The 17767-nt window shown below is 68.4% G+C and carries 17 protein-coding genes; 9 read left to right on the top strand and 8 right to left on the bottom strand.

All coding sequences use genetic code 11. From position 1 onward, the window contains the following. Positions 1-118: 118 nt before the first annotated feature. The 3 genes from H5J26_RS17650 to H5J26_RS17640 all read right to left on the bottom strand — a co-directional run bounded on the left by H5J26_RS17650 (position 119) and on the right by H5J26_RS17640 (position 3546). Positions 119-1030: an SCO0930 family lipoprotein gene (locus H5J26_RS17650; protein ID WP_181766841.1), complete on the bottom strand. Its 912-nt coding sequence runs from the start codon at positions 1028-1030 to the stop codon at positions 119-121. A 180-nt stretch (positions 1031-1210) separates the two neighbouring features. Beyond that, complete coding sequence (locus tag H5J26_RS17645; protein ID WP_181766840.1) at positions 1211-2785, bottom strand: NADH-quinone oxidoreductase subunit NuoF family protein; 1575 nt, start codon at positions 2783-2785, stop codon at positions 1211-1213. Further along, positions 2782-3546 carry a hypothetical protein gene (locus H5J26_RS17640; RefSeq protein ID WP_181766839.1) on the bottom strand — a complete coding sequence of 255 codons (765 nt, stop codon included), beginning with the start codon at positions 3544-3546 and terminating at the stop codon, positions 2782-2784. Before H5J26_RS17640 ends, H5J26_RS17645 begins: the two co-directional genes overlap by 4 nt. An 831-nt stretch (positions 3547-4377) precedes the next feature. Here H5J26_RS17640 and H5J26_RS17635 point away from each other — a divergent pair. Then, entirely contained in the window at positions 4378-5049 is a 672-nt protein-coding gene (locus tag H5J26_RS17635; protein WP_309237954.1) for a helix-turn-helix domain-containing protein, read from the top strand. Positions 5050-5248: 199 nt separating this feature from the next. Here H5J26_RS17635 and H5J26_RS17630 read toward each other — a convergent pair whose 3' ends face one another. The 3 genes from H5J26_RS17630 to H5J26_RS17620 form a co-directional block, all read right to left on the bottom strand. After that, a complete protein-coding gene (locus H5J26_RS17630; RefSeq protein ID WP_309237953.1) occupies positions 5249-6706 on the bottom strand; it encodes a DUF1996 domain-containing protein in 1458 nt (485 codons plus the stop codon). A gap of 184 nt (positions 6707-6890) precedes the next feature. Continuing rightward, positions 6891-7529: a DUF4142 domain-containing protein gene (locus H5J26_RS17625; RefSeq protein ID WP_181766837.1), complete on the bottom strand. Its 639-nt coding sequence runs from the start codon at positions 7527-7529 to the stop codon at positions 6891-6893. A gap of 159 nt (positions 7530-7688) precedes the next feature. Next, complete coding sequence (locus H5J26_RS17620; RefSeq protein WP_181766836.1) at positions 7689-9611, bottom strand: AMP-dependent synthetase/ligase; 1923 nt, start codon at positions 9609-9611, stop codon at positions 7689-7691. 524 nt (positions 9612-10135) lie between these two features. On the opposite strand from H5J26_RS17620, the gene H5J26_RS17615 reads away from it, so the two are divergent. The 3 genes from H5J26_RS17615 (at position 10136) to H5J26_RS17605 (ending at position 12718) form a co-directional block, all read left to right on the top strand. Beyond that, positions 10136-10492, top strand: coding sequence for a YciI family protein (locus tag H5J26_RS17615; protein ID WP_181766835.1), 357 nt, complete (start codon positions 10136-10138; stop codon positions 10490-10492). Between the two features lie 63 nt (positions 10493-10555). Further along, positions 10556-11785: an RNA polymerase sigma factor gene (locus H5J26_RS17610; RefSeq protein WP_309237952.1), complete on the top strand. Its 1230-nt coding sequence runs from the start codon at positions 10556-10558 to the stop codon at positions 11783-11785. A 78-nt stretch (positions 11786-11863) separates the two neighbouring features. Further along, the gene (locus H5J26_RS17605; protein ID WP_181766833.1) at positions 11864-12718 is read left to right on the top strand and encodes an alpha/beta fold hydrolase; all 855 of its coding nucleotides are present in this window, start codon (positions 11864-11866) and stop codon (positions 12716-12718) included. A 43-nt stretch (positions 12719-12761) separates the two neighbouring features. Here H5J26_RS17605 and H5J26_RS17600 read toward each other — a convergent pair whose 3' ends face one another. Beyond that, complete coding sequence (locus H5J26_RS17600) at positions 12762-12980, bottom strand: DUF397 domain-containing protein (RefSeq protein WP_181766832.1); 219 nt, start codon at positions 12978-12980, stop codon at positions 12762-12764. Then, entirely contained in the window at positions 12956-13804 is an 849-nt protein-coding gene (locus tag H5J26_RS17595; RefSeq protein WP_181766831.1) for a helix-turn-helix domain-containing protein, read from the bottom strand. Before H5J26_RS17595 ends, H5J26_RS17600 begins: the two co-directional genes overlap by 25 nt. A 116-nt stretch (positions 13805-13920) precedes the next feature. Between H5J26_RS17595 and H5J26_RS17590 the strand changes: the two genes are divergently transcribed. From H5J26_RS17590 to H5J26_RS17570, 5 genes are all read left to right on the top strand, one after another. Next, complete coding sequence (locus tag H5J26_RS17590; RefSeq protein ID WP_181766830.1) at positions 13921-14154, top strand: hypothetical protein; 234 nt, start codon at positions 13921-13923, stop codon at positions 14152-14154. Beyond that, complete coding sequence (locus tag H5J26_RS17585; protein ID WP_181766829.1) at positions 14144-14296, top strand: hypothetical protein; 153 nt, start codon at positions 14144-14146, stop codon at positions 14294-14296. The genes H5J26_RS17590 and H5J26_RS17585 overlap by 11 nt, the downstream gene beginning before the upstream one ends. A gap of 195 nt (positions 14297-14491) precedes the next feature. Beyond that, complete coding sequence (locus H5J26_RS17580; protein ID WP_181766828.1) at positions 14492-15943, top strand: FAD-linked oxidase C-terminal domain-containing protein; 1452 nt, start codon at positions 14492-14494, stop codon at positions 15941-15943. A gap of 6 nt (positions 15944-15949) precedes the next feature. Next, positions 15950-17203 (top strand): FAD-binding oxidoreductase, encoded by a 1254-nt coding sequence (locus tag H5J26_RS17575; protein ID WP_181766827.1) that lies wholly within the window; start codon positions 15950-15952, stop codon positions 17201-17203. A gap of 151 nt (positions 17204-17354) precedes the next feature. Continuing rightward, the coding region (locus H5J26_RS17570) for a (Fe-S)-binding protein (protein ID WP_181766826.1) at positions 17355-17767 on the top strand (413 nt) is incomplete at its 3' end.

Raw genomic sequence — 17767 nt, 5'->3', positions numbered from 1 at the left:
CGGCGCGGCCCGCCCCGCGAAGCTGACGCGGTGCGAACGGGCGCGGGAGTGCGGGCCCTGGAGGGTGAAGCGATTCTGCTGTCAGGCGCGTTCCTTCGAGGAGGCGTGCCCAGGCGGGTTACGGAGCGACGCCGGCCTTCTTGCCCTTGTCGGTCGCGGCGTGCCAGACGCCGCCCTTGCCCTGGCCGTTGATGTCGCCGGGCTCCTTGTCGCCGGTGAACCAGTACAGCGGCCAGCAGTCGATGGTGAGCTGCTCGGTTCCGTCGGCGCGCTTGTAGGTGGTCAGGAGCTTCGGGTCGACGCCCTCGATCTTGCTCTTGTCGACCGGCTGAGCGGGCTTCCAGGTGTCGAGGCAGGAGCCCTTGCAGTTGGACTTCATCGGCCAGGCCGAGTCCTTGTCGAAGCGGTAGAGCGTGCGGCCCTTCGCGTCCGAGAGGATCTTGCCGAGCTCGGGGTTGTCGACGGCCTTGAGCTTCTTGATGCTCGCGGGGTCGGCCTTGTTGCCGTCGGGGGCGAGTGCGTTCCACATCTTCTTGACGCCGTGGCCCTTGGTGTCGCCGGGCTTGGCGTCCTTCGCGTAGCGGTAGACGGGCCAGCCGCCGAGCGTCAACTGCCATGAGCCGTCGGTGCGCTTGACCTTGCCGATCTCCGCTTCGGAGATGCCCTTGCTCGCCTCGGCATCCTTGGCCGGCACGGGCGGCCACGCCTTCTCGCAGGCACCGGCGCAGTTGGACTGGGACGGTGAGGCGGTGTCGTCGTCGAACCGGTAGAGCGTCCAGCCCTTGGAGTCGGTGACCATGTCACCGAGCTTGGAGTCGGCCTTGACCTTCAGCGTCTGTGCCGGAGCGTCCCGTTTCCCGGACGCTTCCCCGGTCTCGCCCTTCGAGCCGCCGTAACCGTCGTCCGCAGCCTGGCCCGCCGGCTCGATCTTCTGCCCGGACGCTTCGCCACCTTCGGAGCCGCATCCTGTCGCGAAAAGCGCGACGGCGACCGCGGTCCCTATCAGAGCCACGTGACGCTGCTTCCTCATGACCGCTCCTTCAGTACTCGACTGTGACTGGCATGTGAGTGTGGTGCAGGTGTGTTGCAGGCGGCGAGTTCTTGTCAGATCGCGCCAATCCAGCTGATTCCGCTCGACGTGCCTCGTCAGGAACGTCGAACAGGCCCTGAAATGCGTCCTGTTCGGCGCTTTCGTCCACGGCGCATTCGCTCATTTCTCCACGATCCGAAGGGCCAGCGCCGGGCAGCGGCGGACCGCGCGCTGAGCCTGCTTGTTCATGTGGGGGAGGATCTCCGCCGACGCACCGGTGGGGTAGCCGTCGATGTCCAGCTCGATCATGTCGGGGACGACTCCCGCGCACAGACCGTGCCCCTGGCACAGCGTCCAGTCGACGACCAGGCGCTTGGATTTCTGCGGGGCCATGGGCGCGCCGCCCGGTCCGCCCGCCCGGGCGCCCCGGTTGCCGCGTCGCCCGGTGTACTCGAACTCGTCGGGCGGCACCGCGAGGCATCCGACCGCGGGCCTGCCGCATCCACGGCCGAGCGCGTGGTCCTCGAGGTCCTCCGGGAAGGTGTCCATCAAGGACTCGACCAGACGGGCCGTCCCGTCCGGGTGGCTGCAGGCTCCGCGCCGCTTCACCGCGTTCGCCCGGGCCTGCACGGCTTCGAGGGCTTCCTCGCCACCGCCGTCTGCGGCCCAGGCGAGAGTGTCCGCGAGGGCCGGCAGCCCCAGCACGCAGGGACCGCACTGTCCCGCGGACTCCTTGGCCAGCCAGCGTGCGACCGTCACCGACTCCTCGACCGGGCAGGTCGAATCGGGCAGCGGCAACACCGCGCCCGCGCCGAGCGTCGAGCCCAGTGCCTCCAGCGACTCGCGGGAGATGCGGGCCGACCAGGCGGCGTCACGGTCCAGGAACCGCCCGTGGTAGCCGCCGACCAGCACGCCCTGCCCGGGGTCCGTGCCGCACAGTCCGAGGATGTACGACAGCGGGGCGCCGGTCGGCGTCTCCACCACCCGCTCACCCGAGACGGTCAGCAGGACCGTGCCCGGTTCCGTGGGCAGGCCCACGTTGCGGTAGTCCAGGGCGCCGAGACGGGCGGCGATCGCCAGTTGGGCGAAGGTCTCGGTGTTCGACAGCATCGTCGGCAGGCCTGCCACGCCGGCGTCGCTGGAGCGGATTCCCGTGCCCGAGGGCAGCACCGGGAGCTGGTTGACCCCGTTGATCAGTGCCGAGGACTCGCCGGTGACGAAGCGTTCCGGCATCCGTACGACGCGGATGCGCGGGGAGCCCGGGCCGCGTTCGGCGACCGCGTCGCGCACCGAGCGTTCGACGTCCGCTCGCGTGACGCCGATGCTCACGTCGTCCGTCCTCAGCGCGCGAGCGACCAGAGCCGCCCCGTCGAGCACCAGGTGCGGCGTGAACAGCAGCAGGGCGGTGTCCTTGAGGCAGCTCGGCTCGCCCTCGCTGCCGTTGACCACCACCGCGGTGCGTGCGTCCTGACGCCTGCGAGCGGAGTCGATCACGGCGTTGAGCTTGCGTGCGAACGGGAAGCCCGCGCCGCCTCGTCCGCGCAGATCGATGTTCTCGGCGAGGGCGACCACTTCCTCCAGCCGCATTTCGGGCATCTGACCGTGAACGGTCAGATGCCCGACGCGGTCGAGCCGCCTGGTCCACCCCGCACCTGTGCCCAGCCCCGCCAAGAGCCGCGGAGGCCCGTACGAAGCTAGGGAGGGGACCGGATCCGCGCTGGCCGCGGACACCGGGGTGGGCACGACAGAGGTCACTTCTTCTCCTTCTTGCTCGGGTTCCGCTTCGCTCCGCGCGGCGGAGCGAGCCGCATCATCAGTGCGACGGTGACGGCGGTCAGGCACAGGGCGTATCCACCGTCGACGTAGTAGGCCACCGCGCGGCCGGCACGCAGCCCGTGCACCAGGGAGGCACCCCAGGCGAAGTAGGCGGTCATGTGCAGGGCACGCCACAACCGGGACTGTCCGTTCCGGGCGAAGGCGCCACGCACCGCACCCGTCACGAGTACGGCCAGGAAGAGATAAGCGGCGATCGTGCCCAGGCCGATCAGGACCGGCTGGGCTCCGTCGGTGAACGGCACGGCTGCCGACTTCCAGTCGGTCGAGCCGAGTGAAAGTTTCGACCAGATGTGTAGACCGAGGAAGAGGATCCCTCCGAAGGAGGTGCCGCGGTGGATCGCCTGCGCGATCAGCCGGTGGCCCGGATCGAGGATGAACCGGTCGGCGGCGGCGACGCCCCACAGGACGGTGAACGTGAGCAGGAGCAGGGAGACGACCCCGGCCCCGAAGTCGATGAAGGCCCACACGCGGTCCATCGAGCGGTTGCTGATTGCGAAAACGAGTGCGAGCCCGGCCACGAGCACGAAAGCCGTGACGCGAGGAGCAAAACGGGCACTCTTGCTGCTTCTGGAATATTCGGCTTCGATCTTGCGGTCGTCGACGAAGCCCTCGCGAGGGCTGAAGCCGCCCCGACGGGCGGTAACGGGAGCCGAGCGGCGCTCCGTAGTCTTCACACGCATCTGTTCTGGGGGCATCGGGATCTTCCGATCGCACTGTCGCCGAAGTCCGACCTGACCCTCGGTCCCGCATCTGCCGTAAACCGCAAAGCAGTTGAACGGGGTATCACCAGTGACGTTCTGGTGTGGTGCTCTCTACTTTGCGCGACCAAAATGCGGTGGTCGGGATGCAGCAGCATCTCGGAACTCCCCGGGACCTTCACAGGATTTATCGCTCTGTGACAAATTCTGGCAGTGGGATCGCCGCGCAACCCCCTGATGCCGATGATGCGCACTCAGGGGAAGCAGGGGGACCCTCAACTCCGCAACCGGCGCGGGATACCGGTTCGGAGGCAACCTCCGCGGACTTGCCATCCCGTGCTCGGGCAAGTCCAACCCGGCAGGAACGAGGTAGAGATGAGCGACGTTCTCAACCGCATCCGGTCTCGCCCCCGTGGTGAGTGGACGCGCGTTCAGACAAAAGAGTTGCCCGCCATCGCTGACCAGGTGGTGGATGCTCTCCAGAGCAGCATACCGGCAATGTCCGCATTTCTGCAGGAAATTGACCGCGAGGATGCTCAATGGGCAGTAGAGCAGGCATTGCACGCTGCTCTCGTGCATCACGCTCCGGAATCAGAAAATTCCGGTAATCCAGGAAATACGGACACGGGAACCGAAGCACCGGGTGACAACGTCACAGCTGCGGTTCCCATCGACCGTGCCCGTCGACAGCTGTTCACCGCCCTCATGGGAGAGGAGGAGATCCCGGAATCACGACTGACGGAGCTGGCCCGAGCCGCCAGGTGGCCATTGCCCGAATCGGTACGAGCAATAGCTCTCGCTTCACCGAGCGAGGTGCCCCAGCTCGCTGCCGCACTCGGCAATGCGCTGGTCAGTCCCGTCGAGAGTGAGCTGTGCCTGCTGATACCCGATCCCGAGGACGACCGCGAAGCACTTGAGATGGTGCTGCGCGGCCGTACTGCTGCGATCGGGCACATCGTCACGCTCAACGAGGCCGGCTCTTCGGTCCGATGGGCGCGGCGGTTGCTGGAGCTGACGCCGGCGGGTGCACCTCCCGGCGGCCTCGGCAACAACAACCAGGACGGAAAGGTTCTTTTCGTCGACGATCACCTGTCCATGCTTCTGCTGCTGCAGGACGAGTCGCTGGCCTGCGCACTCTCCTCACGCTGGCTCGGCCCGCTGGCCGAGCTGACTCCGCGGCAGAGCGAACGGCTCGAGGTCACGCTGCTGGCGTGGCTGGAGAGCGGGGGAGCCCCTGAGGCGGCCAAGACGCTTCAGGTTCACCCTCAGACGGTGCGATACAGGCTGCGCCAGATCGAGAAGCTCTTCGGTTCGGCGCTGCGCGATCCCCGTACGCGCTTCGAGCTCGAGATGACCCTTCGCGGCCGCCGGCTGCTGGGCCAGATCCGGCGGCAGCGCACCCGGGCAGGACGCAGGGCGCGTGCCGTCACCTCAGGCATCCGTCCGCTGGGCGTCGCACGCGAGGCCCGGGTCAACGGCCTCTGACTTCCCCCCCACCCGGTGCCCCCCTCGCACCGGAACCGACCCGGACCCCGGCGTGACAGCCTGACAGCACAAACCAAGGCGGCCCGGACACAGATTCCGATCTGTGTCCGGGCCGCCTTGGTTGTTGAAGCGTGTGGTCGGATCCTCGCCGCGGGGCCGGAGGTTGATGTGTGTGGGGCCCCGCGGCGGAGATCCTAGATCAGCACTTCTTGTTGTCGTTGACGCAGCCCACGGTCTCGTTCATCAGGTCCTCAGGCATGACGTTGATGAAGTCGTCGTGGTCCGTGATCGGCTTGTGGAGCTGCTCCTCGAAGCTGTCGACCGCGAAGGGCGTGTCGGCATTCAGCAGGTTCTCCTGCGGAATGTCGTAGGCCAGCCGGTGCGTCAGCTGCGGGATCGCCTGGAAGCCGTCGGGGCAGCTGCCGTCCTCTTCCTGGAAGGACATGTGGTCGCGGTGGTTACCGCTGTCCGTGTTCTGACCGTCCCAGCAGTTCTGGAACTTGAAGGTACGGATCGTCTGCGCACCCTCGGGGCAGACCGGGTACTTGTCCTTGAGCTGGACCTTGTCCTCGAAGCCCTCACAGCTCCAGGAGGCGTTGGCGTTCGCGTCGCCGTTCGTGAACGACTTGGCGTCACCGGTGATGATGCGCAGGAACCTCGGTGCTGCCACGACGTCGTCGCTGCCGCCCTTGATGAACTTCAGCGTGGCGCTCGCGGGCTGGAGGATCGTGCCGATGTTGCCGTCGGCCTGACCACCGTCACCGTCGTCGATGCCGTCCTGCTCTTCCTCACCGCCACCCTGGCCGGCGTTCTCCTGGCCCTGGTCGGCGCCCTGGTCAGCTCCGGCGTCCTGGCCCTGGTCGGCGCCCTGGTCGGCACCGGCGTCCTGGCCCTGGTCGGCGCCGCCCCACTGGGCCTCCAAGCCGCCGTCGCCCTGGCCTTCTTCGCCGCCGCCCTGCTCGGCACCGCCGCCCTGCTCGGCACCGTCGCCGCCGCGCTCGTTGCCCTCGATCTGCACCTCGTCCTGCTGGCCGTCGAGGCTGCGGATCACGGGCCAGTAGTGCGTGGACTGGTCACCCTTGGCGCAGGTGGTGTCCGCCGCGGCGAGGCTCTCGTCCGTGGACGCGAAGGTCGTGTCGACGTTGCCCACGTAGTCGTGAACGTGGTGGGCACCCGCCTTGACGCCGGGAGCAGCGATCACGTTGTCGGCGTTGAAGTGCTGTTCGTCGTTCTTGCCGCACTCGGTGGTGAAGCTGCCGCCTTCGCCGGCGGTCGGGTTCTCACCGCCCTCGACGTTCGCCTCGACCTGGGTGATGTCGACAAAGTCCTCGGCGACGGGGCCGGTCGCCTGCTGACCGCCCTCCTCGCCTTCCGCGCCGCCCTGCTGGGCCAGCGAGTTCGGGTCCTGCTTCATCTTGCACTGGGACATGGACTCCATCTCGGAGGGCGCCTGGGCGCCCGCGTTCTGGAGGTCCTGGCCGATCCCGCGGATCGTCTCGGTACGCTGCTGGTTCAGCGTGGCGAGAGCTTCCTCGGACTCGACCTCCTTCGTGTGCCACTTCCCGTAAGCCTGCGCGACCTGCTGGTCCAGGGTCGCAAGTTTCTGGCCCACCGGCTGCTTGACCTTCTCGGGCACCTCGTTCAGAGCGAGGGACACGTCAGGGCAGTCGATCGTGGCCGCCGCCAAGGCGCCGTCGTCCTCCGATCCGGCGAATGCGCTCGCGGCGACCGCTGCTGCACCACCGCCACCGATCACGAGCGCTGCGACGATTGCTATGGTTTTGTTCGTCGTGCGTGACCGTTTGTGGCCTTTTGGTCTCATCATTGTGAGTTCACTCCACTCATTTCACGTCGTTCAGCGCCTCGAAATCCACGAGTCCCGTGTCCTCCAGGACCGTGATGTGATCGAGGACGACGGCGTTGGCCCGGGTCGCCAACGACCGCACCATTGAGTTGCGGGTCTGATCGCGTACAAGGCCTACGAGGTTGAAGACCAGACCATGTGCCTTTCGCAGCCGGTCGACCATGATCCGGTCGAACTCGTCCCCCTGGGCCTCTTCCATCTGGTTGAGCCACTTCTGCTGGGGGCCGGTTGGCTGGTTGGGCAGCGGAACGTTCATCGTCCGGCCGGCATCGACAGCCCGTCGGTCCAACTCCGTGTGTCCGTCGACGAGGTGGTCGCCCGCAGTCCGCACCGACTTCCGCCCACCGCGTTCCTGCGCGGAACGGCCCGCAGGCAGTTCCCACAGTCCGGCACTTCTCACTTTGCGTAGGAAGTCACGGTCCAGCGGTGTGAGCGGTCCATATTCTGTTTTCCAGGTCCCGCGTCCGTCGTCCTGCCAGCCGGAACGGGCAAGCGCCATGGAGCGGTTGCCTTCGAACCACTGCATGGGAAGCAGCAACGCGGCAAGCGTTGCCATCAGTGCGAGCACGATCAACACAGTGCCGATCGCCCGCCCGGACGCCATGGCGGACCGCATCCGCCCTCCTCTCCACACACATCTTCGAAGTGCGACGGACGTTAATGGTGCGTGTGAGGATGTGGTCGAGGCTTCGTCTCGACCTGACAAGAACCGGTCCCGGAACGGGCATCGCTGCTACATTGCCGGGTCGTATCTGCCGATTCGCTCCGCAGGCTTTCAGCGCGCGTAGAGCTCGTCGATCTCATCGGCGTACATCCGCGTGATGGCATCACGTCGCAGCTTCAAAGAAGGCGTCACCAGCCCGTCCTCCATGCTGAATTCGCCCGGAATGATGCGGAACGCGCGGATCGATTCGGCTTTGGACACAGCCGTGTTGGCCCCCGCCACCGCTCGTCCCACCTCACGCTCGAGTTCCTCCGAGGGCGAGCTGTCGCAGCCGGGACGGGTCAGGCCCAACTGCTCCTGGCTCTTGCGCCAGTGAGCGAGCACCTCGGGGTCCAGGGTGACCAGGGCGCCCACGAAAGGGCGGTTGTCGCCGACCACCAGGGCCTGGGAGATGAGCGGATGGGAACGCAGCCGCGTCTCCAGCATCAAAGGGGCCACGCTGCGGCCGCCACTGGTGATGATGACGTCCTTCTTGCGTCCCGTGATGATCAGATAGCCGTCGTCCAGGTAGCCCACGTCGCCGGTGCCGAGCCAGCCGTCGGTCAGCGTCTCCTCGTTGGCGTGCCGGGCGGCGCCGACGTGCCTCGGCGTCTGCCCCTGTGCGGCGCCGGCACCGGCCTCGGTGGCCTCGGCATCCGAACTCGCCTCAGCGAGGCCCGTGTAGCCGGGAAAGACCATCGGTCCGCGCACCCACACCTCGCCGTCGCGCGCGATGTGCACCGACGCTCCGGGCAGCGGACGGCCCACCGTGCCGAAACGAGGCAGCTTCGGCGGCTGCACCGTGACCGCCCCGGTGGTCTCCGTGAGGCCGTAGCCGTCGTACACGGTGATGCCCGCACCCGCGAGCGCCAGGCCCAGATCCCGGCTGAGCGTGGAGCCGGCCGAGACGACGTTTCTGGTACGGCCGCCGAGCACCCTTCTCAAGTGCCTGTAGACGAGCCGGTCGTAGACCGCGTGCCGTGCCCGCAGCCCGGTGGAGGGGCCGGTCCCCAGACCCAGCCCCTGAGCCTCGTTCGCCTCGGCGTAGCGCGTGGCGGTGTCCATGGCTTTCTCGAACATGTCGCGGCGTCCGATCCGCGAGGCCTCCATGCGGGCACTCGCGTAGAGCCTCTCGAAGACATAGGGCACGGCGTAGAGACACGTGGGCCGGAACGAGGCGAGGGCCGGCAGCAGTTCGCGGACGGTCATCTCGGGCTGGTGTCCCAGCAGGTATCCGCCGCGCACGCACAGCACGGTCACCATCACCCCGTAGACGTGGCCGACCGGCAGGAAGGCGAGGATGGAGGGCTGCCGGCCCGGTTCGCCCATCAGGTGCCCCCAGCCGGCGAGGATGATGTCGCACTCGGTGGCGAGGTTCGAGTGGGTGATGGCGCAGCCGCGGGGGCGCCCGGTCGTTCCCGAGGTGTAGACGATCGCGGCCGTCATCTCCGGCCTGACCGACCAGCGGTGACGGTGGACCTGGTTGTCCTCGACCGAACTGCCCGCATCCGTCAGCCACTTCACGCAGCCCGCGTCCAACTGCCAGATGTGCCGCAGCTGGGGGAGCCCGTCGCACACGGAGCCCACCGTCATCGCGTGGTCCTCGTGCTCGACGATGACGGCGCACGCCTCGGAGTCGGCCAGGACCCAGCGCAACTGCCCGGGCGACGAAGTCGGATACAGAGGTACGACCTGCGCGCCGATCGACCAGACCGCGTAGCTGATGATCGTCCACTCGTATCTCGTACGGGTCATCACTGCGACGCGGTCGCCGAACCGTACGCCCTCCGCCAGCAACCCTTTGGCCAGGCCCATCACTTGGCCGGCGAAGGTGGCGGCGGTCACCTCACGCCACGGGCCGCTGCTGCCGTCGGGGCTCTCACGGCGGGCCAGCTGCGGCAACCCCGGTTCGCGCGCGGCCAGTTCGTGGAGCGAGTCGGCCAGGCCGCCGGATCTCAGGGGCTCCACCAGAGGTGGAGAGCTGTAGTCACGCACAGCGCACCACCCTTACCCGGTCTGCGATTCGATCACGACAGTCAGTGACTGATGGCGAAAATTACCTCGCCGCGCCGTCGGATGCCTAGGGGGTACCGGTCTCCTCGTGGGCGGAATCCGGGGAGGGAATGTGAGAGAAAAGAGCCCCCTACCTGATGTGATGCCTCCGGATGCTGGCCGGGCGACTGCGGAGGCCGCCGCTCCGCTCGATCGCGACGGCGAGTAACCGCCAGTGACCGAGGCGGCAGTTGGTCAACACGCGCGTGACCGTCCGGTGATCATGTGAAGGAACGTGAAGGAGCGGCGACGCCCCTCCTCTGCGTCAAGATCCGCCTCGGGGCTCACTCACCTGATGGCCGTCAGGGGAATCGGTGCGCCTCCCCGTCCGGCACCCCGACCACTCGGCTGGCCCCTCAGGAGAATTCTCAGAAGAATTCCCGGGGGATGTGTCGATCCGTCCGTCTCCCGTTCGACGCAGGGGTGAGAGGCAGGGAAAGCCCCGCCCTCCCTACCGAGGAGTCACCATGCCGCGTTACCTGTCCATGGTCCGTATCGACGAGCAGAACCTCCCCACCGAGGCCCCCGACCCCGGATTCGACGAGCGCATGGGCGCGCTCCTGGAGGAGATCACCAAGGCCGGAGTCATGCTGGACACCGCCGGTCTCGCCCCCACCTCCGAGGGCACCAGGGTCACCTGGTCCGGCGGCAAGCTCAGCTACACCGACGGCCCCTTCACCGAGAGCAAGGAAGTCATCGGCGGCTACGCGATCACCCAGGTGAAGGACAAGGCCGAGGCCCTGGAATGGGCCAAGCGGTTCCTCCAGGTCCACCCGGACAACTGGGACGTCACCATCGAACTCCGTGAGATCGCCGAGGGCTGAGCCGAGCGCGCTTGCTCCGCCACAGCCCTGCTGCTCTGATGGGTGGCCGTGGCGGAAGCAAGCGTGACAGAAACGGTCGAAGCGGTCTTCAGGATCGAGTCCGCGCGGATCATCGCGAGTGCCACCCGCATCGTGCGGGACGTGGGCATCGCGGAGGAGCTCGCGCAGGACGCTCTGGTCGCCGCGCTGGAGCAGTGGCCGGAGTCAGGCGTCCCGGACAGACCGGGCGCCTGGCTCACGGCCGCCGCCAAGCACCGCGCGATCGACCTCGTACGGCGCACCGAGACGTACAAGCGCAAGCTGGCCGAGGTGGGCCGGACCCTTGAGGACGTCTCCCCGCCGGAGGCGGTCCTCGGCGAGCCCGACGACATCGACGACGACCTGCTGCGGCTGATCTTCACCGCCTGCCACCCCGTCCTTCCCACCGAGGGCCGCATCGCGCTCACCCTGCGGCTGCTGGGCGGCCTGACGACACCGGAGATCGCCCGCGCCTTCCTCACCTCCGAGCCGACGGTCGCCCAGCGCATCGTCCGGGCCAAGCGGTCACTCGCCAAGGCCGGGGTCCCCTTCGAGGTCCCGCACGGTGACGACCGGGCGGACCGCCTCTCGTCGGTGCTCGAAGTCATCTACCTCGTCTTCAACGAGGGCTACTCCGCCACTGCCGGCGACGACCTGGTGCGCCCCGCCCTGTGCGAGGACGCGCTCCGGCTGGCCCGCGTGCTCGCGGAACTGATTCCGGACGAGCCCGAAGTGCACGGCCTCGCCGCGCTGTTGGAGTTTCAGGCATCTCGCATCCCTACCCGCACGGGACGTGACGGCGAGCCGGTGCTGCTCGCCGACCAGAACCGCTCCAAGTGGAACAGGATGCTCATCCACCGCGGCGTCGACGCTCTGCACCGTGCGGGAAGGGGCCCCTACTCCGTACAGGCTGCGATCGCGGCGTGCCATGCGCAGGCGGTGCGCTACGAGGACACGGACTGGGCGGCCATCGCCCTGCTCTACGGCCGGCTGGTGTCGCTGACTCCGTCCCCGGTGGTGGAGCTGAACCGGGCTGTGGCGGTCTCCATGGCGGAGGGCCCCGCCGCCGGGCTGGAACTGGTGGACGCCCTGGTGGCCGAACCGGCCCTGAAGGACTACCACTTGCTGCCGAGCGTCCGTGGAGACCTGCTTGAGCGCACGGGACGGGCGGAGGAGGCACGCTCGGAGTTCGAGAGGGCGGCTTCCCTCACACGCAACGCCCGCGAGCGGGATCTCCTGCTGGAACGGGCGGCCCGCGTCGAGCCGGGTGCGTAGAGCGAGAAGCGACGCCCTGGGCAGGCAGGACCCTTAACGGTTTGCCGAACTGCCCCCGGGGTCATGAGGATTGCGCCCATGCCCTCCTTCACTGCACCCGACGGAACCGAGCTCGCCTACCACCTCGTCGGCGAGGGTGAGCCGCTGCTCTGTCTGCCCGGCGGGCCCATGCGTGCCTCCGCCTACTTCGGCGACCTCGGCGGGCTCTCGCGACACCGGCAGCTGGCCCTGCTCGACCTGCGGGGCACCGGCGACTCCGCCACTCCGGCCGACCCGGAGACGTACCGCTGCGACAAGCAGGTCGACGACGTCGAGGCCTTCCGTGAACACCTCGGCCTGGAGCGCGCCGACGTCCTCACACACTCCGCGGGCGGCGATCTCGCGATCCTTCACGCGGCACGGCACCCGCAGCGCATCCGGTCCCTGGCGCTGATCACTCCAAGCGCACGCCCGCTCGGCGTCGACGTCACCGACGAACACCGCCGGGAAGCGCTGGAGTTGCGCAAGGCCGAGCCGTGGTTCGAGGCCGCTCGTGAGGCCCTCGACGCCGTCCAGGCAGGCACCGCCACCGACGCCGACTGGGCCGCGCTGCGCCCTCTCATCTACGGCCGCTGGGACGCCGCAGCTCAGGAACACGCTGCGGCAGGCGCGCAGCAGCGCAACATGGAGGCCGCCGGGGTGTACTGGTCATCCAGCGTCTTCGACCCCGGCGCCACCCGAGAGGCGATCGCAGCCCTGGACGCCCGAGTCCTGGTCCTCGCTGCGGAGTTCGACAGTGGCCCGCCTCCGCACGTCGCCGCTGAGATCGCGGAGCTGTTCCCCGAGGCGCAGTTGACCGTCCAGCCCGGAGCCGGGCACTTTCCGTGGCTGAACGACCCCTCGTTCTTCGCCGGGACGGTGACGAGGTTCCTCGCGGGGGAAGACCTCGGCTGAGGCGCGGTCCTCAACGAGCCGGTGAGCGCCCGCAGTCGGGCGTTCAGGAGTGAGGGGCCCCGGCGTGTTTCACGGATCCGATGAACGCGGCCCATGCGGAGCCGGGGAAGCGCAAGGTCGGCCCCGCCGGCCTCTTGCTGTCGCGCACGGGGACGCTGTGGTCGTGGCCGACGTCGACCTCGACGCAGTCGCCGCCTTGGCCGTTGCTGTAACTGCTCTTGTGCCAGGTGGTGTTGCTCAAGCCGGTTCGTGCGGAGTGCATGTGCTGTACTCCTTCGCGACTGAACGGATCACTTGCAGTGACTCGTCGGGCGGCAGGGCTTTGGCTTGCAGCAGATCGTATGCCAGTGCGTACTCGGCCACTTCCTCCGGATGCTCCAGCAATTCCCCGGAGTGCGAGCTCTCGGTGTAGGCGACGTCGTGCGCCTTCCCGAAGCTGAGGAGTGTCAACGACCCGCCCATCACCGGGTGTTCGCCCTTGTCGAAGGGCAGCAGTTGCACCACGACGTGCGGTGTCCCTGCACTGTGCAGCAGTCGATTCAGCTGGCCGTGCATGACCGCCACGCCTCCCACGGGCCGTCGGATCACGGCCTCGTCCAAGATGCACCACAACAATGGAGGAGAGCCGCCCCTGAGGACGGCCTGTCGTTCGAGCCGGGCATAGACCAACTCTTCGACCTGTGCATCGGTGTCACGAGGACGACTCATGCGCAGTAGTGCGCGCGCGTAGGCCTCCGTCTGCAACAGCCCCGGTACGGCATGCGCCATGTACTTGAGCATCTTGGTGGCCTTGGCCTCGCGAGCCACGAACGCCCGCGCCCAGTCCGGGAACGGCGTTCGCCGGACGTGCTCCCACAGGTCGGTCAAGTCGCCGTCCGCGCCGAGGAGTTCGTCCAGTTTCGCGGAGACGTCCCGGGGCGGCGTCTCGTTGCCCAGCTCGAACTGGGCGATGCGGCTGTGCGCGACCGGCACCTTGTCGCCCAGCTCCCGCTGCGTCCAGCCGGTGCGGGAGCGGAGCTTGCGCAGCTTCGCCCCGTAGAGCGCGGCAAGGGACGAGGACGGGTCCAGCTCCTTCGGTGCGGGCACGCGCGACCCCCGTTTTCGTTCCGTTGCTCCGAAAACCGTTACCCCTGGTGATCGTACCGTCACGCATTCATGCTCGTCCTCGTAAGACGCAAGCAGCACGACAGAGGTGTGACGACATGGGAACTGCCGGGCATGAACAGCCCCTCGACGCGATCGAGGACGCGGAGGCGGCACGGGACGAATTGCAGGGTGCGCTGACCGAGGCGGGGATTCTGTTGCCGTCGCTCGGACTCGACACGGTGACCTTCGGCTGCGACCACCTGCCGCCGCTGGTGGATCTGGGGCGCTGCAACCCGCACACCGCGAGGAAATTGGCGAGTGCGCTGAAGGAGGCGCTTCGTGAGCGGTGACGGTGGCGGCGGCGCGGAGGGGAGCGGGTGCGGGAGTGCCGAAGAGGGGCCTGAAGGTGAGGACGAGGAGTTACGACGCCGGAGGGAACTGCTGGCCAGAGTCCGTGAGGCGAACGAGCAGAGCCTCAAGTGGCCCCGGTAGGCGCGCTCTGCTTCTGAACGTCTCGTGGCTGCACAACTCCTGTACAAGCCCGTTGTGAAACATAGATGCAACGAAGGGTTGACCCATAGATACAAGGCCCCTAGGTTCCGTGACGCGGTTCTTGAATACCGAACTTCGGAAATTCGCTGAACTGTCGCTCTGTCGAAGGGTCTACGGGTCAGGAGGCAAGGTGCCATGATCGACACCGCACTGCGCCACGAATTCGAAGCCGCGCTCGGAGCGGACGCCGTACTCACCGATCCGCTCCAGCTGAGGACCTACGAGTGTGACGGCCTCACCGGCTTCCGTGAAGTCCCCGCCCTGGTCCTGTTGCCCCGTACCACCGAAGAGGTCGCCGCCGCCGTCTCGCTGTGCGCGAAGGCGGGGCTTCCCTTCGTCGCGCGGGGTGCGGGCACAGGGCTGTCTGGGGGCGCCGTCCCCGTGGCGCAGGGCGTGGTCATCTCCCTGGCACGGATGAGACAGGTCGTCGAGTTCGACCCCGACGACCGGCGCATGGTCCTCCAGCCCGGAGTGACCAACGCCGAGATCTCGAAGATCGCCGCCCCGGAGGGCCTTTACTACGCCCCCGATCCCTCCAGCCAGGTGGTGTGCACGATCGGCGGCAACGTCGCCGAGAACTCCGGCGGCGCCCACTGCGTCAAGTACGGCTTCACCGTGCACCACGTGACCGCCCTGCGCGTGGTGCTGCCGGACGGATCGATCGTGACGTTCGGCGGTGACGCACCCGAGAGCGCGGGCCCCGATCTGCGCGGCCTGTTCATCGGCTCCGAGGGGACCCTCGGCATCGCCACCGAGATCACCGTGCGCCTGCTGCGGATTCCGCAGGCCGTACGCACCCTGGTCGCCGACTTCTCCACCGTGGAGGCGGCGGGGGAGGCCGTCAGTGGGATCATGGCCTCGGGGATCGTGCCCGCCGCCGTGGAGATGCTCGACTCGCTCGCGATCGAGGCCTGCGAGGCGGCCGTGAACGCCGGATACAGCCTCGACGCGACCGCGGCCCTCGTCGTCGAACTCGACGGCATGGAGGAGGAGTGCGACGAACAGTTCGAGAGGGTCGTCGCCCTGTGCCGTGAGAAGGGCACGACGAACATTCGCATAGCCGACGACGCGGCGGAACGCGCACGCATCTGGCAGGGACGCAAGGCGGCGTTCGCCGCGGTCGGACGCATCAGTCCCGACTACTTCGTCCAGGACGGCGTCGTCCCGCGCACCCGCCTGTCCGAGGCGCTCGGCCGCATCGCCGAGATGTCGCGTACCGAAGGCCTGCGTGTGGCCAACGTCTTCCACGCGGGCGACGGTAACCTCCACCCCCTGGTGCTCTTCGACGAGCAGGCGGGTGAGGCGGAGAGGGCCGAGGAACTGTCGGGCCGCATCGCCGAGATGTGCGTGGAGCTGGGCGGATCGCTCAGCGGCGAGCACGGAATCGGCCTCGACAAGGCGTGCTCCATGCCGAAGATGTTCGGCGAGACGGACCTCGCCGTCATGCAGCAGCTGCGCCGGTCCTTCGACCCCGCCCAACTCGCCAACCCCGGCAAGGTCCTGCCCACTCCACGGCTGTGCGGTGAGAAGCCCGGCCGTTTCCGGCCGCACCCGCTCGAAGCGGCCGGCGTCATCGAAAGGTGGTGAGCGGAGGTGACCGAGGAGTCCCAGGCGCTGCGTGAGGATGTTCCGGGCGGGCCGGAGAACCGGCCGGGTCCCGGGTCCGGCAGCGACGGCTCCCCGTCCCGCGTACGCCCGACGAGCCTCGCCGAGACGGCCGCAGCGCTCGAAACGGCGGCGGCGGAACAGCAGTCGCTGCTGTTCACGGGTGCGGGTACGGCACTCGACTGGGGAGCGCCCGTCACCAGAACCGACCTCGTCGTGGAGACCGGCGGCCTCGACCGGCTCATCAGCCACGCCGCCGAGGACTGGACGGTCGGCGTGGAGGCCGGAATGCCGCTCGCCCGGCTCCAGGAGCAACTGGCCCCGGCCGGACAGTGGTTGCCGGTGGACGCGCCGACCGCGAAAGCGGGAGCGACCCTCGGCGGGCTGCTTGCCGGAGGCGATGTGGGGCCCCGACGGCTGAAGTACGGCGGTCTGAGCGACCTCGTCATCGGGGCCACGCTCGTACTTGCCGACGGCACGGTCGTACGCACCGGCGGTGACGTCATCAAGAACGTGGCGGGCTACGACCTGGCGAAGCTGATGGCGGGCTCGTTCGGCGCCTTCGGCATGGTGGCCCGGCTCAATCTGCGCGTACATCCCCTGCCCGAGTCGACGACGACCCTGGCCCTGGCGGCACTCGATGCCGGACAGGCGCTGACGGCCGCCCGCGCCGTGATGCGCTCCCCGCTGGAGCCGGTCGCGGTGGAGTGGGACGGAGAGCGGCTGCTGATCCGCTTCCACGGCACCGAGGACAGCACGGCGGCACGCGGACGGCTCGGTGCCGAACTCCCCGAACTGGCAGGCGCCCGCGTGCTGGACGCGGACGAGGAGGAGCCGGCCTGGGAAGCCCATGCTGCCAAGATCGCCGGTGAGGAGGGCGACACCGTCCTCCGTGCGGCCACGCGCCCGGCCCGACTGCCCGCTCTGCACGCGAAGTTGCAGGAGCTGGCCGAGGGCAGCGGTGTGCGGGCGGCAATCGTCAGCGGCATCGCTCAGGGCCTGCACACCGTGGTGCTCCGCGGGGGAGAAGCCGAGGGGCACGCGGCAGCTCTCACGGCCTGGCGCCAGGCCGTCCACGAGAGCGACGGCTCGGTCACCCTCCGCCGGCGCCGCGAAGGCGTGGACGCCCGGGCCGAATCCTGGGGGCCCGCTCCCGCCACCACCCCCCTGTTGCGCTCCCTCAAGCAGCAGTTCGATCCCGACGACCGCTGTGCACCGGGCCGCTTCGCGCCCTGGTTCTGACACCGCGTCCCCAACCGCACCCCCGTCCCCTCACTTTGCGCATCCCCATCCCGTCCCTCATCCGCCCCCTCGTCTCTCCCCTCTTCTTCTTGTCTCCGTCATCTCGTTTCGTTCGACAACCCGTACAAGGCCCACCCATAGGGAGTGCCGCATGACCTCGCCGCACGGTGGATCGCACGACGCACCGGCCACCCCGTCCGGAGCCTTCGACGCGCACCACCCGCCGTCCCCGGAACTTCTCTCCGACTGCGTGCACTGCGGCTTCTGCCTGCCCGCCTGCCCCACGTACGCCGTCACCGGCGAGGAGATGAACTCGCCGCGCGGACGCATCTACCAGATCAAGCTGATCAGCGAGGGCGAAGCCCCGCTGGACTCCGCAGCGGTGGGTCACTTCGACAACTGCCTGGGCTGCATGGCGTGTGTGACCGCATGCCCCTCCGGGGTGCAGTACGACCGGCTCATCGAGTCCGTACGTCCGCAGATCGAGCGCAACTGGGTCCGCACCCGCTCCGACCGGCTCTTCCGCGATCTGATCTTCCGCATCTTCCCCGGCCCGCGCAGGCT

The organism is Streptomyces albidus (ex Kaewkla and Franco 2022) (genome assembly GCF_013870515.1).
Classification (GTDB): Bacteria; Actinomycetota; Actinomycetes; order Streptomycetales; family Streptomycetaceae; genus Streptomyces; species Streptomyces albidus.
This window is presented reverse-complemented; position numbering and strand designations above follow the sequence as displayed.